The organism is Pseudonocardia charpentierae (assembly GCF_031845345.1).
GTDB classification, from domain to species: Bacteria; Actinomycetota; Actinomycetes; order Mycobacteriales; family Pseudonocardiaceae; genus Pseudonocardia; species Pseudonocardia charpentierae.
Map to the genome: position 1 here is coordinate 36,169 of NZ_JAVREJ010000023.1, position 21,154 is coordinate 57,322.

Consider the following 21,154-nt stretch of genomic DNA (forward strand, 5'->3'; position numbering starts at 1 on the left):
ACAGGGGGTCCGGGCCCCGAGGCGTTTTCGGAGAAGAGGTGCGGAGGTCAGCGGGAGGCGACGGGCTCCGCGACGGGAGGCACCGGCTCGGCCGCCACCGGCGCCTCACGAAGGCCGGAGCGGCGCCGCCCGATGGCCCGCGCAAGGGCATGCCCGATCGCGAGCGCGGCGCCGAGCAGCGCGGCGAGCACCGAGGGGACGAACGCCGGCGGTGACCACGCCAGCTCCACCTCGTGTGCGCCCGCCGGGACGTCCACGGTGAGCAGGCCCGCGGGGCCCTGCCGGACGGCCACCTCCGCGCCGTCGACGCGGGCGGTGTAGCCGGGCCAGGCGAGCCGGGCGAAGGTCAGCGTGCCACCGGGGCCGCCGGTGACCCGGAGGACCTCGCCGCGCGCGGCCGCGACGTCGTCGGCCACCACCGTGCCGGCCGGGGCGTCGGACAACCTGCCCTGCGGGTGGGGCAACGCGGCGTCCCGGCGCAGCACGGTCACCGCGACGGTGCGCTCGGCGACGCGCCAGCCCTGCGGAACGGGGACGTCGGCGACTCCGGGCAGCCCGTTCTGGACGACGACGGTCTCCAGCCGCAGCAGGTCGGCGAGTGGAGGTGCGCCGGGCGCAGGAGGCCCCCAGGCCCGCCGCAGGGCGTCCGGACAGACCGAGCCGTTGAACTCGATGCACAGCACGTCGGTGAACGCCTTGAACCCCATGCCGTAGTACGAGGTGACGGAATGCACCCCGACCGCCTGCAGCATGTTGCCGAACATCACCTCGGACGACAGGGCCGCCGGATCCGGGGAGTGCACCACGGCGCCGTTGTTCGCGACCTGCAGCACCGTGCCGGGGTAACGCGGCACCAGCGCAGCGCTGGTGGTGGCCACGTTCGTGGGGAACCGGTAGTCGTTGAGGTTCTGGTTGCGCGGGAACACCGTGACCTGGAACGCCAGTACGGCCACGCATCCCGCGAGCAGGACCGTGGATGCGGCCGGGCGGTCGGGCCACCGCAGCCAGACGGTCACGGCGGCGGCCGTCAGCGCGCCGACGAGCAGGATCGACGCCAGGTGGGCGTACACGAGGTCCGGGCGGGTGGCCTCAGCCAGGTACGCCCCGCCCAGGATGACCAGCACCGAGCCGGCCGCCCGGCGGCCACGGTTGTCGGCGGCCAGGCCCTGGGCGAGCGCGATCGCCAGCAGGATCGCCGTCGGGAGCACGAAGTAGGGCACCACCCGCAGCGGCCAGCGGAACATCCAGGCCTCCGACGGGCCGACCGAGAACGCCAGGCCGATCACCGTGTACACCGGCACGGCCATCCGGGACGAGAGCGCGCGGACGATCTCGTGATAGCGCAGCCAGGGCAGCAGCGGGAGGGCGTACCAGGCCAGATAGGTCGCCGGGACGGTCAGGTACGGGTGTTCGAAGGCGTCCACCCACGCGGCGAAGCTGGGCGTCGACGCGTTGAGCAGGTCGCCCAGCCCGGGCACCATGAGCCCGCTATTGCCGATGGTCGAGCCGTTGCGGTACGTGACGGACTGGGTGAGCACCAGGGGCAGGTAGGGCAGCGGCGCCACGAGACCGACGGCGATGCCGCCCAGCAGCGTCCGGCGGACCGGGGCCCATCGCCTGGTCCAGGCGAACTCGACGCACAGCCCCACCACCGCCAGGCACGCGCCGAGCGCGCCGTAGGGGTTGCCTGCGGTCATCGCGAGGTAGCCGGCCACGAACGGGATCAGCGGGGTGAGCTCACCGCGGGCGCAGCGCCGCAGCGTCCACCAGAACCACGGCACGAACGCGAAGGCCGTGAGCCCGGACGACCAGGACGCGGCGTCGAAATAGAGCGTCACGCCGGCGAACGGAACGGTGACGGCGGCGACGGCCGAGAACCCGCGCGGCACGTCGTACTCGCGGGCCAGGCCGTAGACACCCAGCGCGAGCAGCACGAGGAAGAACGTCTTGACGATGACGGAGGCGACCACGAGGTTCGGCACGAACGAGACGAAGACCATCGTGGCGAGCAGCACCGGGTTCCAGATGCCGAACAGCGCCTCCGCGGCGATGTTGCCGCCGGCCCACAGCGTGGGGTCGAGCAGCGGGAACTGTCCCGATCGCAGCAACTCGCCCAGGTGGTACCAGCTGGGAAGGAACTGCGCGGCGCTGTCGTCGGTGAGGTAGAACCGGTGGTCACCCAGCGCGGGGATCAGCGCCATGGCCGCCACAAGAACGGCAACCGCCAGCGGCGGGACGACCCGCGACTGTCGCAGGCCCATCACGACCCCTCCCGTCGACGGCGCTACAGGTGCGCCGCGGGACGGTACCGCCCCGGCCGTCGAGCCCCTTCGCCGCGGTCCGGATCGGCGGATAGGAGGATCGGATTCCACCGATGCTGCCCTGGGTGTATGAACGGGACTTTCCCGACATCGATGAGTTCCACGGTCCGACGCGGTCGTCCGTCACAGAGGGCGGCACGCGCCCCGGAAGGAGGACGACGCGATGACTGGTGTGCGGGTGCTGGTGGGCACGCGGAAAGGCGCGTTCGTCCTGACCTCGGACGGGTCGCGCCGAGACTGGGAGATCAGCGGGCCGCACTTCCCGGGTTGGGAGATCTACCACGTCAAGGGCTCCCCCGCGGATCCCGATCGGATCTATGCCTCGCAGAGCGGCGGCTGGTTCGGCCAGCTGATCCAGCGCAGCGACGACGGTGGGCGCACCTGGAACCCCGTGGGCAACGAGTTCGTCTACGAGGGTGACGTGGGCACCCACCAGTTCTTCGACGGCACCGCCGTGCCCTGGAAGTTCACCCGGGTATGGCACCTGGAGCCGTCGCTCCACGACCCGGACACGATCTTCGCCGGTGTGGAGGACGCCGCCCTGTTCCGTTCGGTCGACGGCGGCGCCACCTGGCAGGAGCTGCCGGCCCTGCGCCGCCACGGCACCGGCCCGTCGTGGCAACCCGGAGCAGGCGGGATGTGCCTGCACACGATCCTGCTCGACCCGCGCGACGACGCGCACATCACCACCGCGATCTCGGCTGCAGGCTCGTTTCGGACGGACGACGGCGGCAAGACCTGGCGGGCGATCAACCGCGGGCTGAGGTCCGACGGCATCCCGGACCCGGACGCGGAGGTCGGCCACTGTGTCCATCACCTCGCGATGCATCCCACGCGGCCCGACACGCTGTTCATGCAGAAGCACTGGGACGTCATGCGGAGCGACGACGGCGGCGAGAACTGGCGCGAGATCAGCGGGAACCTGCCGACCGACTTCGGATTCGTCGTCGAGGTACACGCCCACGAGCCGGAGACGATCTACGTCGTCCCGATCACCAGCGACTACCTGCACGTGCCGTTCGACGGGAAGCTACGCGTCTACCGGAGCCGGACCGGCGGCGACGAGTGGGAACCGCTGACCCGCGGCCTTCCTCAGGAGCACTGCTACGTCAACGTGCTGCGCGACGCGATGGCGGTCGACACGCTGGACGACTGCGGCGTCTACTTCGGTACGACCGGCGGGCAGGTGTACGGGTCGCCGGACGCGGGTGAGACATGGGCGCCAATAGTCCGCGACCTGCCGGCGGTGCTCTCGGTGGAAGTGCAGACACTGCCGTGACAGCACCCACGACGCACACGATCCGGATCGTGCTGCCCGCCCACCTGCGCGTCCTCGGCCGGGTCGACGGGGAGGTCGTGCTCCGCGTCGACAGCCCGGTCACCCAGCGCTCGGTGCTCGACGCGCTCGAGGCGCGTCACCCCGTGCTGCGCGGCACGATCCGCGAATACGGCACGCTTCGGCGCCGCGCGTTCGTGCGGTTCTTCGCCTGTGAACGCGACCTGTCGCACGAGCCGCCGGACGACCCTCTGCCGGACGCGGTCGTGACCGGGGCGGAGCCGCTGCTGGTCGTGGGAGCCATGGCGGGGGGCTGAGCCGCGGACCGCGCACCGCATCGGGGCCTCCGTTCGGGGCGGGCGATCCGGTTTTGTCGGTGTCCGCTCCTAGCATGGGCGGCGCTCGGGATCGTTCGGCACGAGCGTGAGAAGGAGCAAGGGATGACCCCAGCGGGGATGGGCGGAGTCGCAGCGCCGCCGCAGGAGCTCGAACGGCAGCTGGAGCAGCATCGCCGGGAGCTCGTCGCGTACAGCTACCGCATGCTGGGCTCGGCGTTCGAAGCCGAGGACGCCGTGCAGGAGACGATGGTCCGGGCGTGGCGGAGTCACGACCGGTTCGAGGGGCGCTCGTCGCTGCGGTCGTGGCTCTACCGGATCGCGACGAACGTCTGTCTCGACATGCTGGACGGCCGCAACCGCCGCGCCCGTCCAATGGAGATGGGGCCGGAGGGCTCGGGCGAGGGCCCGCTGGGCGACGTGCTGCCCGAGTCGGTGTGGCTGCAGCCGATGCCGGACGGCCGGGTGCTCGCACCCGAGACCGATCCGGCCGAGCTCGCGGTCGCCCGCGAGTCGATCCGCCTCGCCTTCCTGGCCGCGCTGCAGCACCTGCCGCCCCGCCAGCGAGTCGTGCTGATCCTGCGTGAGGTGCTGCGCTGGAAGGCGGACGAGGTGGCCGCCCTGCTCGGGTCGAGCGTCGCCTCGGTGAACAGCGCGCTGCAACGGGCGCGGGCCACGATGGACTCCACGGGGCTGACCCCGGCCGACGTCGTCGAGCCGGAGGACGAGGGCCAGCGCGAGCTGCTCGGCCGCTACCTCGACGCGTTCGAGCGCTACGACCTCGACTCGCTGACGTCCCTGCTGACCGAAGACGCCACGCTGTCGATGCCGCCGTATCCGCTCTGGATGCGCGGCCCGGACAACATCCGGCAGTGGATGCTCGGGGTCGGCTCCGTCTGCCGGGGATCGCGGCTGGTGCCGACGGTGGCGAACGGCATGCCGGCGTTCGGCCACTACCACCCGACGCCGGACGGGGGCTACCGGGCGTGGGCCGTGCAGGTCCTCGAGATCTCCGACGGGAAGATCACCGCGATCAACTCGTTCCTTGACACCCCCGCGTTGTTCCCGCTCTTCGGGCTCCCCCTCACGTTGGAGGCGGCGGACACGTCGGGCGAGCAGGCGGCCGACCGGTAGCGGCGCGGGCGCGCCGCCGGTCAGGCGGCGCGCAGCTCCCAGCGCCACAGCTCGTGCAGGGATCCCGAGCAGTCCGGGCAGGTCGGCAGGAAGCCTGCCGCGTCGGCCGCGGTCAGCTCGACGTCCACGGTGCAGTCGGCACAGCCCCACCAGATGGTCATCTCAGTTGCTGCATCAGTGACGTCCACGGCACCCAGGGTAAATCACAACGGTGTCATTCGCCGCAGCCGAGCGTGGCGCGCCGTTCAACCGACGGTGATGACGACGCAAAGATTTTCTCCACCATCGAGACACCGCGCGATAACGCCCAGCAGCCTCCGGCCGAGTCATCGCCAGAGACAACGTCCGTTCCGCTCCGCCTCGGGCAGAGTCTCCGCCGGTGGAAATCCCCTCCCCGCCGGTCGGTCCACGCCGGCGTGCCCGTCGGCGTGGACCATCGGGGCCGCCTCGGCGGGCGCCGCTCAGGCCGTCGGCAGCTCGTCGACCAGATCCGCGATCGAGTCGACCACGCGGCTCGGCCGGAACGGGAAGCGGTCGATGTCCGCCGCGTGGGTGATCCCGGTGAGCACGAGCACGGTGCGCATCCCGGCCTCGAGACCGGCGACGACGTCGGTGTCCATCCGGTCGCCGATCATCACCGTCGTCTCGGAGTGTGCCTGCAGCTTGTTCAGTGCCGCCCGCATCATCAGCGGGTTCGGCTTGCCCACGAAATAGGGCTCCACGCCGGTCGCCTTGCTGATCATGGCCGCCACCGAGCCCGTCGCCGGCAGGTCGCCCTCGGTCGACGGCCCCGTCGGGTCCGGGTTGGTGGCGACGAACCGGGCGCCGCCCTGGATCAGCCGGATCGCGGTGGTCACCGCCTCGAAGCTGTAGGTCCGCGTCTCACCGAGCACCACGTAGTCCGGCGCCGAACTGGTGAGGACGTAGCCGATCTCGTGCAGCGCGGTGGTCATCCCGGCCTCGCCGATCACATAGGCGCTGCCCTCGGGCCGCTGGTCGTTCAGGAACGTCGCCGTGGCCAGCGCGGAGGTCCAGATCGCCTCCACCGGGATGTCGAGACCGGTGTTGAGCAGCCGGTAGCGCAGGTCGCGAGGCGTGTAGATCGAGTTGTTCGTCAGGACCAGGAAGGGCGTGCCTGTCGCCCGCAACCGCTCGACGAACGTGTCGGCTCCCGGGATCAGTTTGCCCTCGTGGACGAGAACACCGTCCATGTCGGACATCCAGGACGTGACGGGTTTCGGCTCGGGCACGACCGTCAGAGTAGCCGCAGGACCCGGCACGAGACCGGAGGTGTCGGGAACGTTCCGTCCCGGTTGCCCGTTGTTCAGGACGCCGCCGGTTCCGGCACCGAGGAGTGAGTGAGGACGTGGGTTCCATACTGACGTTGCTGGTCGTGGTGGCCATCATCGCCGGAGTGGCCTGGTTGGTCCGCCAGCAGCAGGCCACCAAGGCGCGTGAACTGGACGACGCGAAGACCGAGGCACGCCGGTGGGTCGAGCGCCTCGGCGGGCAGGTGCTCAACCTGGTGGGCACCAACGACGCCGCGAAGCAGGCGCTGGCCGACGCGGCGGAGCGCTACACCGCCGCGGGATCCCAGATGGACCAGGCGCGGAGCGCCGCCCAGGCGCGCGGCGTGACCGAGACCGCGTACGAGGGCCTCTACTACGTCCGCGCCGCACGCAGCGCGATGGGCCTGGACCCCGGGCCCGAGCTGCCCCCGCTACCCGGCCAGCAGCAGGCCGGCGCGGTCAGCGAGGCCCGCGAGGTCGAGGTGGAGGGCCATCGCTACGGCGCCTCGCCGGACCCGACGGGCCGCAACACGCACTTTTACCCCGGCGGCATGGTCGCCGGTCGGCCCGTCCCCCGCGGCTGGTACTCCGAGCCGTGGTGGCGCCCCGCACTGGTCGCCGGCGCCTGGGGCCTGGGGTCGGCGCTGCTGTTCACCTCCATGTTCAGCGGCATGTCGGGGGTGGCGTACGCCGACGGGTACGCCGACGGCATGGCCGCGGACGGAGTCGACGGCTCCGGCGGCGACGTCGGTGGCGACCAGGGCGCCGACGTCGGCGACACCGGTGGCGACTGGGGTGGCGACTTCGGCGGCGGCGACTGGGGCGGCGGGGGCGACTTCTTCTGATCCACCCGCACGAAGCGACTTGAGCGGCCCTCGGCCCGCCTCTCCGACCGGCCCGGTGGCACGTTCCCGGGCCGGTCGGCTCGTTCCGGAGCACGGGTGTCGCGGTCGGTGCCTACCGGCGCTCGAGCCGCGTCGTCGTCCGCCGTGCTGCCCGCCGCGCCGGCCTGACGGGTTCGGGTGCCTGGCACACCGGACACCAGAACAGGTTGCGGGCCAGGTGGCGCGCGTGCGCGACCGGAGTCCCGCAGACCAGGCAGGGCTCCCCGGTGCGCTTGTAGACGTAGGTCGCGCGGGCGCACGGGCCGACGCCGTCGACCAGCCGCGGGTCGTGCTCGGACCGCAGGGTCTCGATCTTCCCGCGGCGGTACCCGTCGTGGAGCAGGTCGACCAGGTCGACCCACAGCTCGTCCCAGCACGCGCGGGTCAGCTTGCGGCCGGGCAGCTGCGGGTCGAGCCCGTGGCGGAACAGTGCCTCGGCCCGGTAGACGTTGCCCACGCCAGCGATCACCGACTGGTCCATGAGCAGCGTCGCGAGCGGCGCCCGCGAGCGCGAGATCCGGGCCCAGGCCCTGTCCGGGTCGGCGTCGTCGCGCAGCGGGTCGGCGCCGAGCCGGGCGTGGATGGCGTCGACCTCGGCGTCGGTGAGCAGCTCACAGGCGGTGGGGCCGCGAAGGTCCCCGTAGTGCGTCTCGCCGATCACCCGCATGCGTACCTGGCCGCGCGGCTCCTCGACCGGCAGCCGGTCGTCGGAGAACCTCCCGTACAGGCCGAGGTGCACGTGCACGACGAGGTCGGGGCCGTAGTGGTGGAACAGGTGCTTCCCGTGCGCCTCCGCCGACTCGAGCACGCGGCCGTCGACCATCTCCGCGTTCGTGGCGAAGCGACCCTGAGGGCTGGAGACCGCGACCGGACGCCCGACGTAGCGGCGGGTGTGCAGGGCGGCGAGGCGGTGGAGGGTGTGGCCTTCGGGCATCAGCTGCCGGGCAGCGGCGGGGGCGTGCCGGTGCGCTCGTAATCGGCGACCATGTCGATGCGCCGCTGGTGGCGGGGGTCCTTCGAGAACGGCGTCGCCACGAACGTCTCGGCCAGGGCTGCGGCGTCCTCCAGGCTGTGCATGCGCGCGCCGATCGCTACGACCTGGGCGTCGTTGTGCTGCCGTCCCAGTTGCGCGGTCTCGACGCTCCACGCGAGCGCGCACCGGATACCCGGCACCTTGTTCGCGGCGATCTGCTCGCCGTTGCCCGACCCACCGATGACGATGCCGAGGCTGCCGGGGTCGTCGAGCACGGCCTGTGCGGCGGCGATGCAGTACGGCGGGTAGTCGTCGGCGGGATCGTAGGTCGGCGGTCCGACGTCGATCGGCTCGTGCCCCAGACTGGCGAGGTGGGCGATCAGGTGGGCCTTGAGTTCGAAGCCGGCGTGGTCGGAGCCGAGATGGACGCGCACGGTTCGTCATCCTGCCCCATCCCGGCAGGGATCGCCGGAGTCGACGGTGTACCCGGCGGCTGGGTGGTCGCGCGGGTCTCCGGAGGGCGCGTCGCGTGGGCCGTGGTCGCCTCGGCCGCCGCCGTGCTGGAGGCGACGGCGGGGTACGCGGCGGTCGGCGTCGACATCCCGCTCGGCCTGCCCGTCGGCACGTCACCCCGGGCGTGCGACGTGGCCTGCGCGCGCCGCCTCGGCCGCGCGCGATCGTCGGTGTTCCCCGCGCCACCGCGGCCGGTGCTCGCGGCGTCGACGCCCGACGAGGCGTTCGCGGTCGCGCGTCGGCTGACCGGGCGGGCGATCAGCCTGCAGACGTTCCACATCGGCCCCAAGATCCGCGAGTGGGACGCGCTGGTGCTGCCCGACCACGTCGTCGAGGTGCACCCCGAGGTGTCGTTGCGCACCCTCGCGCCCGACGTCGGCTTCGCGCCGAAGAAGACGGCCCGCGGCGCGGGGCAGCGGATCGCGGCGTTGGCGCGCTGGCTCGACGTCGGGGAGGCGCTGGGCGACCTGCCGTCCGGAGCCCGGCTCGACGACGTGCTGGACGCGCTCGCGGCGGCCTGGTCCGCACAGCGGTGGGCGGAGGGCATGGCAGACGTGCTCGGCGAGGAGGTCGACGACCGCGGCCGGCCGATGCGGGTGATCGTCTGACGCGGGCGGCCACGCTCGGGTCACCCCCGCGAGAGCCGCCGCTCCTCGGAGATCGGGGGGGCCGCGCTGGGGTCGTCGGCGATCTCCAGTTGCTCGGGGTTCGGCGCGTCCGGCCGGGGCTCCGGGACCGCGCCCCGCATGTCGGCCGGCACGTCGACGACCGCCGGGCCGTTGACGGCGGCACCGTCCACCCGCTCCGCGTCCGGCTGCTCCCCCGCCGGCGGCACGCCCGCCGCTTGCGCCGCCTCCGGGTCGGCCGGCGCATCGGTGTCGTCGTCCTCCGACGTCCGGTCGACCTGCTCGAACAGGTACCGCAGCACCGTCGCCCCTGCGGCGGCGACCGGCACCGCGAGGAACGCCCCGGCGATGCCGTAGAGCGTGCCGCCGGCGGCGACCGCGAGCAGCACCACCGCGGCATGCAGGTTCAGGCTCTTGCCCTGCAGGATCGGCTGCAGAACGTTGCCCTCCACCTGCTGCACGAGCAGCACGATCCCGAGCACGATCAGCGCGGAGGTGAAGCCGTTGGTGACCAGTGCCACGAGCACCGACAGCGCACCGGCGAAGAGGGCACCGACGATCGGCACGAACCCGCCGATGAACGTCAGCACCGCCAACGGCAGCGCGAGCGGCACGCCGACGATCAGCAGGCCGATCCCGATGAACACGCCGTCGCACAGGCTGACCAGGACCTGTCCGCGGATGAAGCCGCCGAGCGTGCCCCAGATCTGGCTCAGGACCACGCTCAGGTGCCCACCGGCCCGCGGGCCGACGACCCCGCGCAGCCACGGCAGGAACCGGTCGCCGTCCTTGACGAACAGGAAGGCCAGCACGATCGCGAGCAGGCCCGTGACGACCAGCGAGGCGAGCGTGCCGACACCGGTGAGCACTCCGCTGGCGATGGTCGTGACGCTGTTCTGCAACCGCTGCGTGACCTGCTGCAGCAGCGCGTCGAACTGGGTCGCACCGATGTTGAGCGGCGGTCCGGAGATCCAGTTCTGGATCGACTGGATGCCGGCCACCGCGCTGGTGGCGATCTCCGAGACCCCGCCGGTGATCGACGTCGCGAGAAAGTAGACGACGGCCGCGAGCAGCAGCAACGCCCCGAGCAGGACGGCTGCGGCGGCGAGTGCCGGAGGGGCCCCGCGACGCCGCAGCCAGCGGGCGGGCGGGTAGAGGACGGTGGTGATCAGCAGGCCCAGCAGGACCGGCATCACGATCACCCACAGCCGGGCGATCAGCCACCACAGCAGCGCGCATCCGAGGCCGATCAGCGCGAGCCGCAGGCTCCAGCGGGCCATGAAGGCCAGGCCGTCCGCGATCGCCGTGCTCCGGCCGCGCGGTCGGGGTTCGACGGTGGTCAACCTGCCCTCACTTGTCCGGGCCCTCGCCTGCTCGGCCCTCGCTCATCCGGCGGGCCGATGGAGGCCGCCCGACGTGCGGTACCCGCCCGTCGGCTCTCCCAGTCCGGTTCGGTGCCATCGAGGCGATTGCACCACCTCTGGAGTGTTCGACGACCTCGGCCGTCGAGTACAACCGTCGGAGTGACCGACAGTAGCCCACTGGTGGCCGGGATCGTCCTCGTCGGCGGCCGCTCGACCCGCATGGGCACGGCGAAGGCGGGCCTGGAATGGCACGGTTCGACGCTTCTGCAGCGGACGGTGGGGATCGCTCTCCGGGCGGTCGACGGACCGGTGTTCGTGGTGCGGGCGCCGGGGCAGCGGCTGCCTGCGTTGCCGGGGCACGTCGAGGTCGTCGACGACCAGGTGGCCGGGCGCGGTCCGCTGCAGGGCATCGCCACGGGTCTGGCCGCCGCGGCGGGGCATGCCGCGGTGGCCGCGGTGTGCCCCGTCGACCTGCCGCTCCTGCATCCCGCCTTCGTCCGCCGGGTGGTGCGGGAGGTGCGCGCGGACGCGGCCCTGGAGATCGCCCTCCCGGTCGCCGGGGGGCACGCGCAGCCGCTGGCCGCCGCCTACCGCACCGTCCTCGCTCCGCGGATCGCCGAGCTCGTCGACGCCGGCACGCTGCGCGTGCAGACGCTGATCGAGCGGTGCCGCGTGCTGACGCTCGACGAGTCCGCGTTGCTCGCCGACCGGGCGTTGGCCGCCGCCGATCCTCGGCTGGAGTCGCTGCTCGACGTCAACACGCCGGCCGAGTATCGGGAAGTCCGCGGCCGCCTCGCACCGTCGGTGCAGGTCGAGTGCTTCGGAGCGCTCGCGGGCCGGATGGACACCGGGCCTCGGACGGTGCATGCGGCGACGGCCCGCGCCGCCGCCGCGGCAGCGGGGCTCACCTTCGACAGGTCGGTCGTCGCCGTGGTCGACGAGCCCGGCGCCGCGAGCCACTCGTCCTCGGATCCCGAGCTGCCGCTGCTGCGCGGCGACATCGTGGCGTTCCTGCGGGCCGGTGAGCACTGCTGAGTTGACCTCAACCATCATCGAGGTTCTAGCGTCGGTTCCAGGAATTGTCGGTGCCTGGCGACACACTGTCCCCGGACACCGGCCGAGCGGAACGGGCGTGCCATGAGTATGGAAATGCAGGCGTGGAACTCGCTGTACCAGGCGATGCACGCCCACGACGAGACACGGCCGTTCTCGCGCTCCACGCTGCGCCGCATCGCGGGGTTCGCCCGCCCACACCGGCGGCGGCTGGCGGTGTTCCTCGTGCTCAGCGTCCTCGGTGCCGTGCTGGCGGTGGCGACGCCGGTGCTCGCCGGCCGGGTGATCGACACGATCGACACCCACGGGCCGCCGGGAACCGTCGTCGGCCTCGCCGTGCTGATCGCGGTCATCGCCGTGGCCGAGGCAGCGCTGGGCGTGGTCACGCGGTGGTTCTCCGCCCGGATCGGCGAGGGGCTGATCCTGGACCTGCGCGCGACGGTGTTCTCACACGTCCAGCGCATGCCTGTGGCCTTCTTCACCCGCACCCGTACCGGAGCGCTGGTGAGCAGGCTGAACAACGACGTCATCGGGGCGCAGCGGGCGTTCAGCGACACGCTGTCCGGGGTGGCGGGCAACGTCGTCACGCTCGCACTGGCACTCGGCGTCATGCTGACGCTGTCGTGGCAGGTCACCGTGCTCGCCCTGGTCCTGCTGCCGGTCTTCGTGGTGCCTGCACGGCGGATCGGGCGACGGCTCGCCCGGCTGGAGCGCGAGGCGGCCGACCACAACGCGGCCATGGGCAACCAGATGACCGAGCGGTTCTCCGCGCCCGGGGCGACGTTGGTCAAGCTGTTCGGCCGGCCGGCGGACGAGTCGCGGGAGTTCGTCGACCGGGCGGCACGGGTGCGCGACATCGGGGTGCGCACCGCGATGGTGCAGTGGGTCTTCGTCACCGCGCTCACGCTGGTCTCGGCACTCGCCCTCGCGCTGGTGTACGGCCTGGGCGGGTACCTCGCGCTCAACGGCCGGATGGCTCCGGGCGACGTCGTCGCGCTCGCCCTGCTGATCACGCGGCTCTACGCACCGCTCACCGGGCTGGCCGGTGCCCGGGTGGAGGTCATGACCGCCCTGGTCAGCTTCGGGCGGGTGTTCGAGATCCTCGACCTGCCGCCGCTCATCCAGGAGCCGGAGCGGCCCAGCCCGCTGCCCGCCGGGCCGCTGTCGGTCGAGCTGTCGCACGTGCGGTTCGCCTACCCGGCCGCGACAGCGGTGTCGCTGGCATCGCTGGAAGACGTCGCCCAGCTCGACGACCGGGGTGGGGTCGAGGTGCTGCACGACGTGTCGTTCCGCGCCGAACCGGGGCAGATGGTGGCGCTGGTGGGATCGTCGGGGGCCGGCAAGTCGACGGTCGCCCAGCTGCTGCCGCGGCTCTACGACGTCGACGCCGGGACGGTGCGGCTCGGCGGGGTCGACGTGCGGGAGCTGTCGTTCGACACGATCCGGGGGGCACTCGGCCTCGTGACGCAGGACGGGCACCTGTTCCACGAGTCGATCCGCAGCAACCTGCTCCTGGCGCGGCCGGAGGCGACCGAGGCGGAGCTGTGGGACGTGCTGCGGCGGGCCCGGCTGGAGGAACTCGTCGTGGCGCTGCCGGACGGGCTGGACACGGTGGTCGGCGAGCGCGGCTACCGGCTCTCCGGCGGTGAGCGGCAGCGGCTGACGATCGCGCGGCTGCTGCTGGCCCGGCCCCGCGTCGTCGTCCTCGACGAGGCCACGGCCCACCTCGACTCCACGTCAGAAGCCGCCGTGCAGGAGGCCCTGGCCGAGGCGCTGGAGGGGCGCACCGCGGTCGTGATCGCGCACCGGCTGTCCACGATCCGCGCCGCGGACCTGATCCTCGTGGTGGAGGGCGGCCGCATCGTCGAGCGCGGCACGCACCCGGAGCTGCTGGCCCGCGATGGCCGGTACGCCGAGCTGTACCGCACGCAGTTCGACCAGGCGGTCGACCAGGCGCGCGACGCGGCCCTGGTCGCCACCGCATAGGCATGCGCCGCCCGCAGCCGGGGGGTGCGGGCGGCGCTACCCCAGGCTGCCACTCAGAAGAAGGAGGGCTCGTCGTCGTCCGTCCCGCGGAGTGGGGGCGGCGTAGCGTGTGGCCGTGATCGGCACGCGCTTGCGGGTGACCGCCCTGCGGCTGGGCTTCCGGACGATCTTCGGCCTTCCCCGTGTCGTCAAGCGGACGCTGGCCGGCGCGCAGGTCCGGGTGGAGGACCAGGGCCTCGACCTCGACGTGCAGCTGCTGTACCGGATCGGCAGTCTCTTCTCCCGCGGCGAAGGCGGCGCGGTGGACCAGGCGACGCTCGCGGAGCAGCGGCGGCAGGCCGACCTGTCGGCACACATCTCGGCCGGCCCCGTGTTCGACGACATCCGCACTCGAGATCTGGACGTGGAAGGCGCCGCCGGCTCGAGGCCGGCCCGGCTCTACGAGCCGGAAGCCGTCGGCACGCCGGGCCCGCTGCTCGTCTTCTTCCACGGCGGCGGGTTCGCGCTGGGCAGCCTGACGACCGCGGACCCGCTCTGCCGGCTCATCGCGGCTCAGGCGCAGCTGCGGGTGCTGTCGGTGTCGTACCGTCTCGCCCCCGAGCACCCCTACCCCGCCGGGCTGGACGACGCGGTCGCCGCCTTCGACTGGGTCCGGGCGCACGCCGCGGAGCTCGGCGCCGACGCGGAGTTCGTCGCGCTCGGCGGCGACAGCGCCGGCGGGAACCTCGCCCTGGTCACCGCGCACGAGCGCCCGGGCGGGGCCGCGTTCGTGATGGCGCTCTACCCCGTCACGGACGTCGCGCGCACGGGTGGGTCGCGCGACACGTTCGGCTCGGGCTTCGGGCTGTCGGCCGACACGGTGGCGTCGCTGGAGCGGTTCTACCTGCCGGACGGCGTTCCGGACGACGACCGTCGCGGGGCGATCGTGCGGGCGGACGACCTGTCGGCGATGCCACCGGTGTACCTGGCCACGGCCGGGTTCGACCCGCTCCGCGACGAGGGCGAGGAGCTGGCCGAGCGGCTACGCCGGGCCGGTGTGCCGGTCACCGGCAGGCGGTTCCCCGGCCTGGTGCACGGCTACGCCGGCCTCACCGCGATCAGCGCGACGGCTCGCGACGCGACCCTGGACGCCGCGAGCGCACTCCGGGCGGGGCTCGCGCTCGCCGGGCGCACACCGGCGTCGTCGATCGCCCTCACCCCGGAGGCGCCCTCCCGATCCGGCTCGGTGAGGTGACGCGCGCGGCCGACGGACGGTGGAGCGAGGTCGGTGACGGCGTGCTGGCCCGCCGGCACCCGGAGCTGGACCTCACCACCGGCCTGGTGCTCGGCGACCGGCGCGCGCTCGTCGTCGACACCCGCGGCGACGCACGCCAGGGCGCCGAGCTGGCCGGGGCCGTCCGCATGGTCACCGCGCTCCCACTGATCGTCGTCGTTACCCACGCGCACTTCGACCACTGCTTCGGCACCGCCGCCTTCCTGCCGTGCCCGGTGTTCGCCCACCCGCGCTGCCGCACGACCCTCGCCCGGACCGCGCGTGCCCAGCGTGCCGAATGGGCGACCTACTACCGCGACCGCGGCGATCCCGTCACCGCGGACGCCCTCGCGGCCACCGACCCTCCGCTCCCGGACCATCCCGTCGACCCCGAGGCGTCCGTCGACCTCGGCGTCCGAGCGGTCCGGCTCCGGCATCTCGGCCGCGGGCACACGGATCACGACGTGGTCGTGCACGTTCCCGACGCCGAGGTCGTGTTCGTCGGCGACCTGGTCGAGCAGGGCGCTCCCCCGGACCTCGGCGACGCCGTGGTGGCCGAGTGGCCCGCCACCCTCGACGCCCTGCTCGCGCTGCGACCCGCCGTCGTCGTCCCCGGCCACGGCGAGCCGGTCGACGCCCGGTTCGTCGGGAGCCAGCGTGCCGGGCTCGCCGAGGTGGCCGCGCTGCACGCCGCCGTCGCCGCGGGTGAGCTCGACGCGGCCGCCGCCACCCGACGCTCGCCCTATCCCTCCGTGCCCTGGCCGTCGCCTCCGTGAGCGTCGCTGTGAGCACCACTTGCCGCGCACCATCGCCCACCGCCCGAACCCGACGTGTGATGTTGGACCCGAGCGGGCAGCCAACCCCGTGCACCCGATCGCACCCGCAGTGACCCCCGGGCAACCCCGGCGTAACACGCGCTCCCTACCGTCGCGGCCATGAGTACGGCGGCGAGGGTCACCCGAGAGCTCCAGATCGGGGCCGAGGAGGAGTTCCACGTCGTCGACCTCGAGTCGAGGCGTACCACTCCGGAGGTCGACACGCTGCTGAGCCAGCTCGACGGCGAGGAGTTCGCGCCCGAGCTGCAACGCTCGCTGGTGGAGACCAACACGCCGGTGTGCGACACGCTCGACGATCTGCGCGCGCACCTGCAGCGGCTGCGGGGGCGGCTGGCCTCGGCCGCCGGGCCGCTCGGCCTCGGCGTGGTGGCGGCCGGCACGGTGCCGCTGGTCGACCTCGACGGAGGCGACATCTCGGCGGGCGCCCGCTTCGCCCACATGCAGCACGAGTACCAGGTGCTGGTCAACGAGCAGCACATCTGCGGCGCCCAGATCCACGTCGACGTGCCGGACCGCGACGAGGCCGTCCAGGTCGTCCGCCGCGTCGCCCCCCACCTGCCCACCCTGCTGGCGATCTCGGCCAGCTCTCCCTACTGGCGCGGCAGCGACACCGGCTACGCGAGCTACCGCGACCTGATCTGGGCCCGCTGGCCGACCGCGGGGCCGCCTCCGATGATGGAGACCGGGGCCGATTACGACGGGATGATCCAGGACCTGATCGACTCGGGGACGATCAGCGACCCCGGGATGGTCTACTTCGACGTCCGGCCCAGCGCCCACGTCCCGACCGTCGAGTTGCGGATCTGCGACGCCTGCCCCGAGGTCGACTTCGTGGTGCTGATCGCCGGCCTGTTCCGGGCGCTGGTCCGCCGCGCCCGGCTGGAGTGCGCGCAGGGCGCTCCGTTGCCGGAGATCCGTCACGAGCTGCTCCGTGCCGCCACCTGGCGGGCCGCGCGCTCCGGACTGGAGGGCGACCTGGTCAACCCGGCCGGATCGGCGCTGATGTCCCCCGTGCTGCTCATCGGGCAGCTGGTCGACTCCCTGCGCCCCCACCTGGAGGCGCTGGGCGACTTCGAGCAGGTGCTCGAGCTGTCCCAGATGGCGCTCGGCCGGGGCAGCGCGGCCGCGCGTCAGCGCCGTCGGTTCGGGCTGCGTGGCGAGCTCACGGACGTCGTCGACGGCCTTCTCGCGGCCACCCAGGGCAGCAGCCTGCCCTTCGACAAGGCACCGTCGATCGTCAGAGCGCCCAAGCTGCTCGACGACTACGAGGTGGCCGGGTTCGACGAGGCGGTCAGCGAGGAGGGCAACGTCCTGCCGCAGTACGGCTGGATGTTCCGCACGCTGTCCCGGATGGGCATCAACGGGATGAAGGCCGCTGAGAAGGCGCTGCACACCGAGCAGCGCGCCCGGGGCGTCACCTTCCGGGTCGACGACGAGCCCGAGCGGCTGTTCCCGCTGGACCTGCTACCCCGGATCATCACCGCCGACGACTGGGCCGGGCTCACCGCCGGGCTCACCCAGCGCGTCCGCGCGCTCGAGGCGTTCCTGCGCGACGTCTACGGCGAGCGACACATCATCGCCGACGGCGTCGTCCCCGCCTCGGTCGTCGACGACGCCCCCGGCCGCACCCACCTCGGCAAACTCGTGCCGGACGACGCCGTGCGGATCGCCGTGGCCGGCATCGACCTGGTACGCGACCGGCCGGATCACTGGATGGTGCTCGAGGACAACCTCCGTGTCCCGTCCGGCATGGCGTACTCGATCATGAGTAGGCGCCTGATCCGGAGCGCGATGCCCGATCTCGAGCCGCCGACCGGCGTCGTGCCCCTGGAGGACGTGCCCCGCCGCCTCCGATCGGCCCTGCTCTCGGCGGTCGACCAGGACCGGGCGGGCTACGACGAGGTGGCGCTGCTGTCGGCGGGCACCGTCGACTCGGCGTTCTTCGAGCACAAGCTGCTCGCCGACCGCATGGGCGTGCCGGTGGTGACCCCGCGCGACCTGCAGGTCACCGACGACGGGGTGTTCCTCATCGGAGAGGGCGGCCGCACCCGGCTCTCGGCGCTCTACCGGCGCATCGACGAGCTCGAGCTCATGGAGTCCGCCGGTGCCGACCTGCGCCCGATCGGCCGCGCGCTGGGCAACGCCGTGCGCCGGGGCAACGTCGCGCTGCTCAACGGCTTCGGCAACGGTGTCGCCGACGACAAGCTCACCTACGCCTACGTCCCGGAGATGATCCACTACTACCTGGACGAGAAGCCGATCCTGGACAACGTGCCGACCTACCCGTGCGTCGACTCCGAGCGCCGGGCCGAGGTGCTCGACCGGCTCGACGAGCTGGTGCTCAAGCCGGTGAACGGGTACGGCGGCAAGGGCATCGTGATCGGCCCGCACGCGTCGCAGCAGGAGCGCGACGAGGTCGCCGCGGCGATCCGTGCCGAGCCCGCGATGTGGGTGGCGCAGGACATGGTGTCGCTGTCGACGCACCCGACGTTCACGAAGGGCCACCTGGAGCCGCGCGCCGTCGACCTGCGGGTGTTCGCGCTGCAGTCGCGCCGCGGCTCCGGCACGGACGTCGACGTGCTCCCGGCGGCACTCACCCGCGTCGCCCCTGCGCACAGCATGATCGTCAACTCGTCGCGCGGCGGTGGCGCCAAGGACACCTGGGTCCTGAAGTAGCGACACGGCGGCGCAACGCTGACAGCGATCACCCCTGCGGCTGACCACCTCACAGAGCCCGCGGCGACCTCGCAGAGGGCCGCGGGCACGTCGCAGAGGCGATCGAGCCTGCGACGCGCACGTACGGCCTGCGAGGCAGCGACGACTCCTGCGAAGTACACCGGGCCGAGGCGACGCGTCCGCCGCCACCTCGCAGAGCAAGGTCGGTGATCGCCACCGGCGTCGTCCCAGAGCTCAGCAAATCACCGCGAGCGTCGCCGCACGGCAGCCGGGACAACCCCGGGACGACACTGATAGCAATCACCCCTCCGGCTGAGGGCGCCCCGGCGGGGGCGGCGTCCGGTCGGACACCGCCCCCGCCTCACATCGCGTCGATCTGGCGTCGGTCAGAGGATGTAGAGCATCTCCTGGTACGACGGCAGCGGCCACAGGTCGTCCGCGACGATCCCCTCGAGGGTGTCGGCGGCGGCGCGCACCGCGGCCATCGCCGGCAGCAGCTCGTTGCCGGCGTGCTCGGCCTCCGACAGGGTCGTCTCCCCCGCGTCGGACTCCATGGCGGCCCTGAGGCCGGCCAACGCCGTCCGCAGCTCGGTGAGCGGGACGGTGACCTCGGTCAGCGGGGAGGTGTCCGCCTCGACGCCGGCCGCCTTGAGCGCGGCGACGTTCTGCGCCACCTCGGTCTGGTGCCGGACGGCCGCGGGCAGGATGACCGTCGAGCCCATCTCCAGCATCAGCTTCGCCTCGACGCCGATGGTCAGCGCGTACTGCTCGAGACCGACCTCGTAGCGGCTGTGCATCTCGCGGTCGTTGAAGACGTTGTACTTGTCGAAGAGCGCGACCGCCCCGGGGGTGACCAGCTCCGGCAGGGCGTCGAGCGTGGTGCGCAGGTTCGGCAGACCCCGCTCTTCGGCCTCGAGCTGCCACTTCTCGGAGTAGCCGTCGCCGTTGAACACCACCGCGCCGTGCGTGGTGATGATCGTGGTCAGCAGGCCCTGGACGGCGTCGTCGAACTCGGTGCCCTTCGCGACGGCCGCCTCCAGCTCGGTGGCGCAGTAGTCCAGCGCCTCGGCCATGATCGTGTTGAGCATGACCATCGGCACGGCCACGGTCTGCCCCGAGCCGGGCGCGCGGAACTCGAACCGGTTGCCGGTGAACGCGAACGGGCTCGTCCGGTTGCGGTCGCCGGGGTCAGTCGGCAGGACCGGGAGCGTGTCGACCCCGATCTGCATCTGGCCCCTGCCCTTGGACGAAGTGGCCGGGCCCTTCGCGAGCTGCTCGAAGACGTCGGCGAGCTGGTCGCCGAGGAAGATCGAGATGATCGCGGGCGGGGCCTCGTTCGCGCCGAGGCGGTGGTCGTTCGTCGCCGAGGCGACCGAGGCGCGCAGCAGGCCGCTGTACCTGTGCACCGCGCGGATCGCCGCGGCGCAGAAGACGAGGAACTGGGCGTTCTCGTGCGGGGTGTCCCCGGGCACGAACAGGCTGCCCAGCTCGGAGTTGCCGAGCGAGAAGTTGACGTGCTTGCCCGACCCGTTCACCCCGGTGAACGGCTTCTCGTGGAACAGGCACTCCATGCCGTGCTTGCGGGCGACGGTCTTGAACACCGTCATCAGCAGCTGCTGGTGGTCCGACGCGACGTTGGCCCGCTCGAACATCGGGGCGATCTCGAACTGCCCCGGCGCGACCTCGTTGTGCCGGGTCTTGGCCGGGATGCCCAGCTTGAACAGCTCACGCTCGGTGTCCATCATAAAACCGAGCACGCGCTCGGGGATGGCGCCGAAGTAGTGGTCGTCGAACTCCTGGCCCTTCGGCGGCTTGCTGCCGAACAGCGTGCGGCCGGAGTTCAGCAGGTCCGGCCGGGCCAGGAAGAAGTGCCGGTCGACGAGGAAGTACTCCTGCTCCGGGCCGCAGTACGACACCACGTGCTCGGGGTTCTCGTGGCCGAAGAGCTTCAGGATGCGCTCGGCGTGGCGGCCCATCGCCTGCTGCGACCGCAGCAGCGGCGTCTTGTGGTCGAGCGCCTCGCCCGTCATCGACACGAAGACGGTCGGGATGCACAGCGTGTTGCCGTTCGGGTTCTCCAGCACGTAGGCCGGGCTCGTGACGTCCCAGCCCGTGTAGCCGCGCGCCTCGAACGTGTTGCGCAGGCCGCCGTTGGGGAAGCTCGACGCGTCCGGCTCACCCTGGACGAGGACCTTGCCGGCGAAGTCGGCCAGCGCCGAGCCGTCGGAGCCGGGCTCGAGGAAGCTGTCGTGCTTCTCGGCGGTCAGGCCGGTGAGCGGGTAGAACACGTGCGCGTAGTGCGTGGCGCCCTTGTCGAGCGCCCAGTCCTTCATCGCGGCCGCGACGGCGTCGGCGATGATCGGGTCGAGCTTCGCGCCACGCTCGATGGTGGCCATGACCGACTTGAAGACCGACTTCGGCAGCCGCTTCTGCATCTCGGCCTTGGTGAAGACGTTGCGGCCGAATACCTCGCCGGGAGCCTCGGTCTCGTCGAAGCTGTGGGCCGGCGGGACGTAGGCCTCGACGTCCATGATCGCCTGCAAGCGAACGGCGTTACCGCTCATCGTCGATGCCTCTCCACGGGGTCGTCGGGCTCCTCTGTCCGAGAAGCCGCACGCGCCCGACAGTAGGAACGG

Annotated in this window: 17 protein-coding genes; 10 read left to right on the forward strand and 7 right to left on the reverse strand. The window is 72.4% G+C overall.

What is annotated here, in order from left to right; all coding sequences use genetic code 11:
• Window positions 1-47: 47 nt before the first annotated feature.
• Window positions 48-2,264, reverse strand: a complete 2,217-nt coding sequence (locus RM445_RS25770) for a hypothetical protein (RefSeq protein ID WP_311559440.1) — start codon at window positions 2,262-2,264, stop codon at window positions 48-50.
• Window positions 2,265-2,484: 220 nt separating this feature from the next.
• Here RM445_RS25770 and RM445_RS25775 point away from each other — a divergent pair, with 220 nt between their 5' ends.
• The 3 genes from RM445_RS25775 (at window position 2,485) to RM445_RS25785 (ending at window position 5,066) form a co-directional block, all read left to right on the forward strand.
• Window positions 2,485-3,600 (forward strand): WD40/YVTN/BNR-like repeat-containing protein, encoded by a 1,116-nt coding sequence (locus RM445_RS25775; protein WP_311559441.1) that lies wholly within the window; start codon window positions 2,485-2,487, stop codon window positions 3,598-3,600.
• Window positions 3,597-3,914 (forward strand): MoaD/ThiS family protein, encoded by a 318-nt coding sequence (locus RM445_RS25780; protein WP_311559442.1) that lies wholly within the window; start codon window positions 3,597-3,599, stop codon window positions 3,912-3,914. The genes RM445_RS25775 and RM445_RS25780 overlap by 4 nt, the downstream gene beginning before the upstream one ends.
• 123 nt (window positions 3,915-4,037) lie before the next feature.
• A complete protein-coding gene (locus RM445_RS25785; protein ID WP_311559443.1) occupies window positions 4,038-5,066 on the forward strand; it encodes a sigma-70 family RNA polymerase sigma factor in 1,029 nt (342 codons plus the stop codon).
• A 20-nt stretch (window positions 5,067-5,086) separates the two neighbouring features.
• Here the strand turns inward: RM445_RS25785 and RM445_RS25790 are convergent, their stop codons facing one another.
• Both RM445_RS25790 and RM445_RS25795 read right to left on the reverse strand, forming a co-directional pair.
• Window positions 5,087-5,254, reverse strand: a complete 168-nt coding sequence (locus tag RM445_RS25790; RefSeq protein WP_311559444.1) for a hypothetical protein — start codon at window positions 5,252-5,254, stop codon at window positions 5,087-5,089.
• Window positions 5,255-5,527: 273 nt separating this feature from the next.
• Complete coding sequence (locus tag RM445_RS25795; protein ID WP_311559470.1) at window positions 5,528-6,277, reverse strand: HAD-IIA family hydrolase; 750 nt, start codon at window positions 6,275-6,277, stop codon at window positions 5,528-5,530.
• 155 nt (window positions 6,278-6,432) lie between these two features.
• Between RM445_RS25795 and RM445_RS25800 the strand changes: the two genes are divergently transcribed.
• Window positions 6,433-7,200 carry a hypothetical protein gene (locus tag RM445_RS25800; RefSeq protein ID WP_311559445.1) on the forward strand — a complete coding sequence of 256 codons (768 nt, stop codon included), beginning with the start codon at window positions 6,433-6,435 and terminating at the stop codon, window positions 7,198-7,200.
• A 112-nt stretch (window positions 7,201-7,312) separates the two neighbouring features.
• Here the strand turns inward: RM445_RS25800 and RM445_RS25805 are convergent, their stop codons facing one another.
• Window positions 7,313-8,173, reverse strand: coding sequence for an Fpg/Nei family DNA glycosylase (locus tag RM445_RS25805; RefSeq protein WP_311559446.1), 861 nt, complete (start codon window positions 8,171-8,173; stop codon window positions 7,313-7,315).
• Window positions 8,173-8,646, reverse strand: a complete 474-nt coding sequence (locus tag RM445_RS25810) for a ribose-5-phosphate isomerase (RefSeq protein WP_311559447.1) — start codon at window positions 8,644-8,646, stop codon at window positions 8,173-8,175. Before RM445_RS25810 ends, RM445_RS25805 begins: the two co-directional genes overlap by 1 nt.
• Here RM445_RS25810 and RM445_RS25815 point away from each other — a divergent pair.
• Window positions 8,635-9,333: a DUF429 domain-containing protein gene (locus RM445_RS25815; RefSeq protein ID WP_311559448.1), complete on the forward strand. Its 699-nt coding sequence runs from the start codon at window positions 8,635-8,637 to the stop codon at window positions 9,331-9,333. The genes RM445_RS25810 and RM445_RS25815 overlap by 12 nt on opposite strands.
• A gap of 20 nt (window positions 9,334-9,353) precedes the next feature.
• Here the strand turns inward: RM445_RS25815 and RM445_RS25820 are convergent, their stop codons facing one another.
• On the reverse strand, window positions 9,354-10,694 hold the full coding sequence (locus RM445_RS25820; protein WP_311559449.1) for an AI-2E family transporter: 1,341 nt from the start codon (window positions 10,692-10,694) through the stop codon (window positions 9,354-9,356).
• 180 nt (window positions 10,695-10,874) lie between these two features.
• On the opposite strand from RM445_RS25820, the gene mobA reads away from it, so the two are divergent.
• The 5 genes from mobA to RM445_RS25845 all read left to right on the forward strand — a co-directional run bounded on the left by mobA (window position 10,875) and on the right by RM445_RS25845 (window position 18,518).
• On the forward strand, window positions 10,875-11,750 hold the full coding sequence (gene mobA / locus RM445_RS25825; RefSeq protein ID WP_311559450.1) for a molybdenum cofactor guanylyltransferase: 876 nt from the start codon (window positions 10,875-10,877) through the stop codon (window positions 11,748-11,750).
• Window positions 11,751-11,852: 102 nt separating this feature from the next.
• On the forward strand, window positions 11,853-13,754 hold the full coding sequence (locus tag RM445_RS25830; RefSeq protein WP_397469399.1) for an ABC transporter ATP-binding protein: 1,902 nt from the start codon (window positions 11,853-11,855) through the stop codon (window positions 13,752-13,754).
• A gap of 115 nt (window positions 13,755-13,869) precedes the next feature.
• Complete coding sequence (locus RM445_RS25835; protein ID WP_311559451.1) at window positions 13,870-14,988, forward strand: alpha/beta hydrolase; 1,119 nt, start codon at window positions 13,870-13,872, stop codon at window positions 14,986-14,988.
• Window positions 14,985-15,782 (forward strand): MBL fold metallo-hydrolase, encoded by a 798-nt coding sequence (locus RM445_RS25840; protein WP_311559452.1) that lies wholly within the window; start codon window positions 14,985-14,987, stop codon window positions 15,780-15,782. The genes RM445_RS25835 and RM445_RS25840 overlap by 4 nt, the downstream gene beginning before the upstream one ends.
• Before the next feature lie 159 nt (window positions 15,783-15,941).
• Window positions 15,942-18,518, forward strand: coding sequence for a carboxylate--amine ligase/circularly permuted type 2 ATP-grasp protein (locus RM445_RS25845; protein ID WP_311559453.1), 2,577 nt, complete (start codon window positions 15,942-15,944; stop codon window positions 18,516-18,518).
• A gap of 386 nt (window positions 18,519-18,904) precedes the next feature.
• Here RM445_RS25845 and RM445_RS25850 read toward each other — a convergent pair whose 3' ends face one another.
• A complete protein-coding gene (locus tag RM445_RS25850) occupies window positions 18,905-21,082 on the reverse strand; it encodes a glutamine synthetase III family protein (protein ID WP_311559454.1) in 2,178 nt (725 codons plus the stop codon).
• Window positions 21,083-21,154: the final 72 nt, after the last annotated feature.

What these genes read in the sequence shown, in the direction of transcription:
- RM445_RS25795 (WP_311559470.1), bottom strand. Translation starts at nt 6,277, where the DNA reads ATGGACGGTGTTCTCGTCCACGAGGGCAAACTGATCCCGGGAGCCGAC.
- RM445_RS25785 (WP_311559443.1), top strand. Translation starts at nt 4,038, where the DNA reads ATGACCCCAGCGGGGATGGGCGGAGTCGCAGCGCCGCCGCAGGAGCTC.
- RM445_RS25845 (WP_311559453.1), top strand. Translation starts at nt 15,942, where the DNA reads ATGAGTACGGCGGCGAGGGTCACCCGAGAGCTCCAGATCGGGGCCGAG.
- RM445_RS25850 (WP_311559454.1), bottom strand. Translation starts at nt 21,082, where the DNA reads ATGAGCGGTAACGCCGTTCGCTTGCAGGCGATCATGGACGTCGAGGCC.
- RM445_RS25775 (WP_311559441.1), top strand. Translation starts at nt 2,485, where the DNA reads ATGACTGGTGTGCGGGTGCTGGTGGGCACGCGGAAAGGCGCGTTCGTC.
- RM445_RS25815 (WP_311559448.1), top strand. Translation starts at nt 8,635, where the DNA reads ATGGACGCGCACGGTTCGTCATCCTGCCCCATCCCGGCAGGGATCGCC.
- RM445_RS25805 (WP_311559446.1), bottom strand. Translation starts at nt 8,173, where the DNA reads ATGCCCGAAGGCCACACCCTCCACCGCCTCGCCGCCCTGCACACCCGC.
- RM445_RS25830 (WP_397469399.1), top strand. Translation starts at nt 11,853, where the DNA reads ATGAGTATGGAAATGCAGGCGTGGAACTCGCTGTACCAGGCGATGCAC.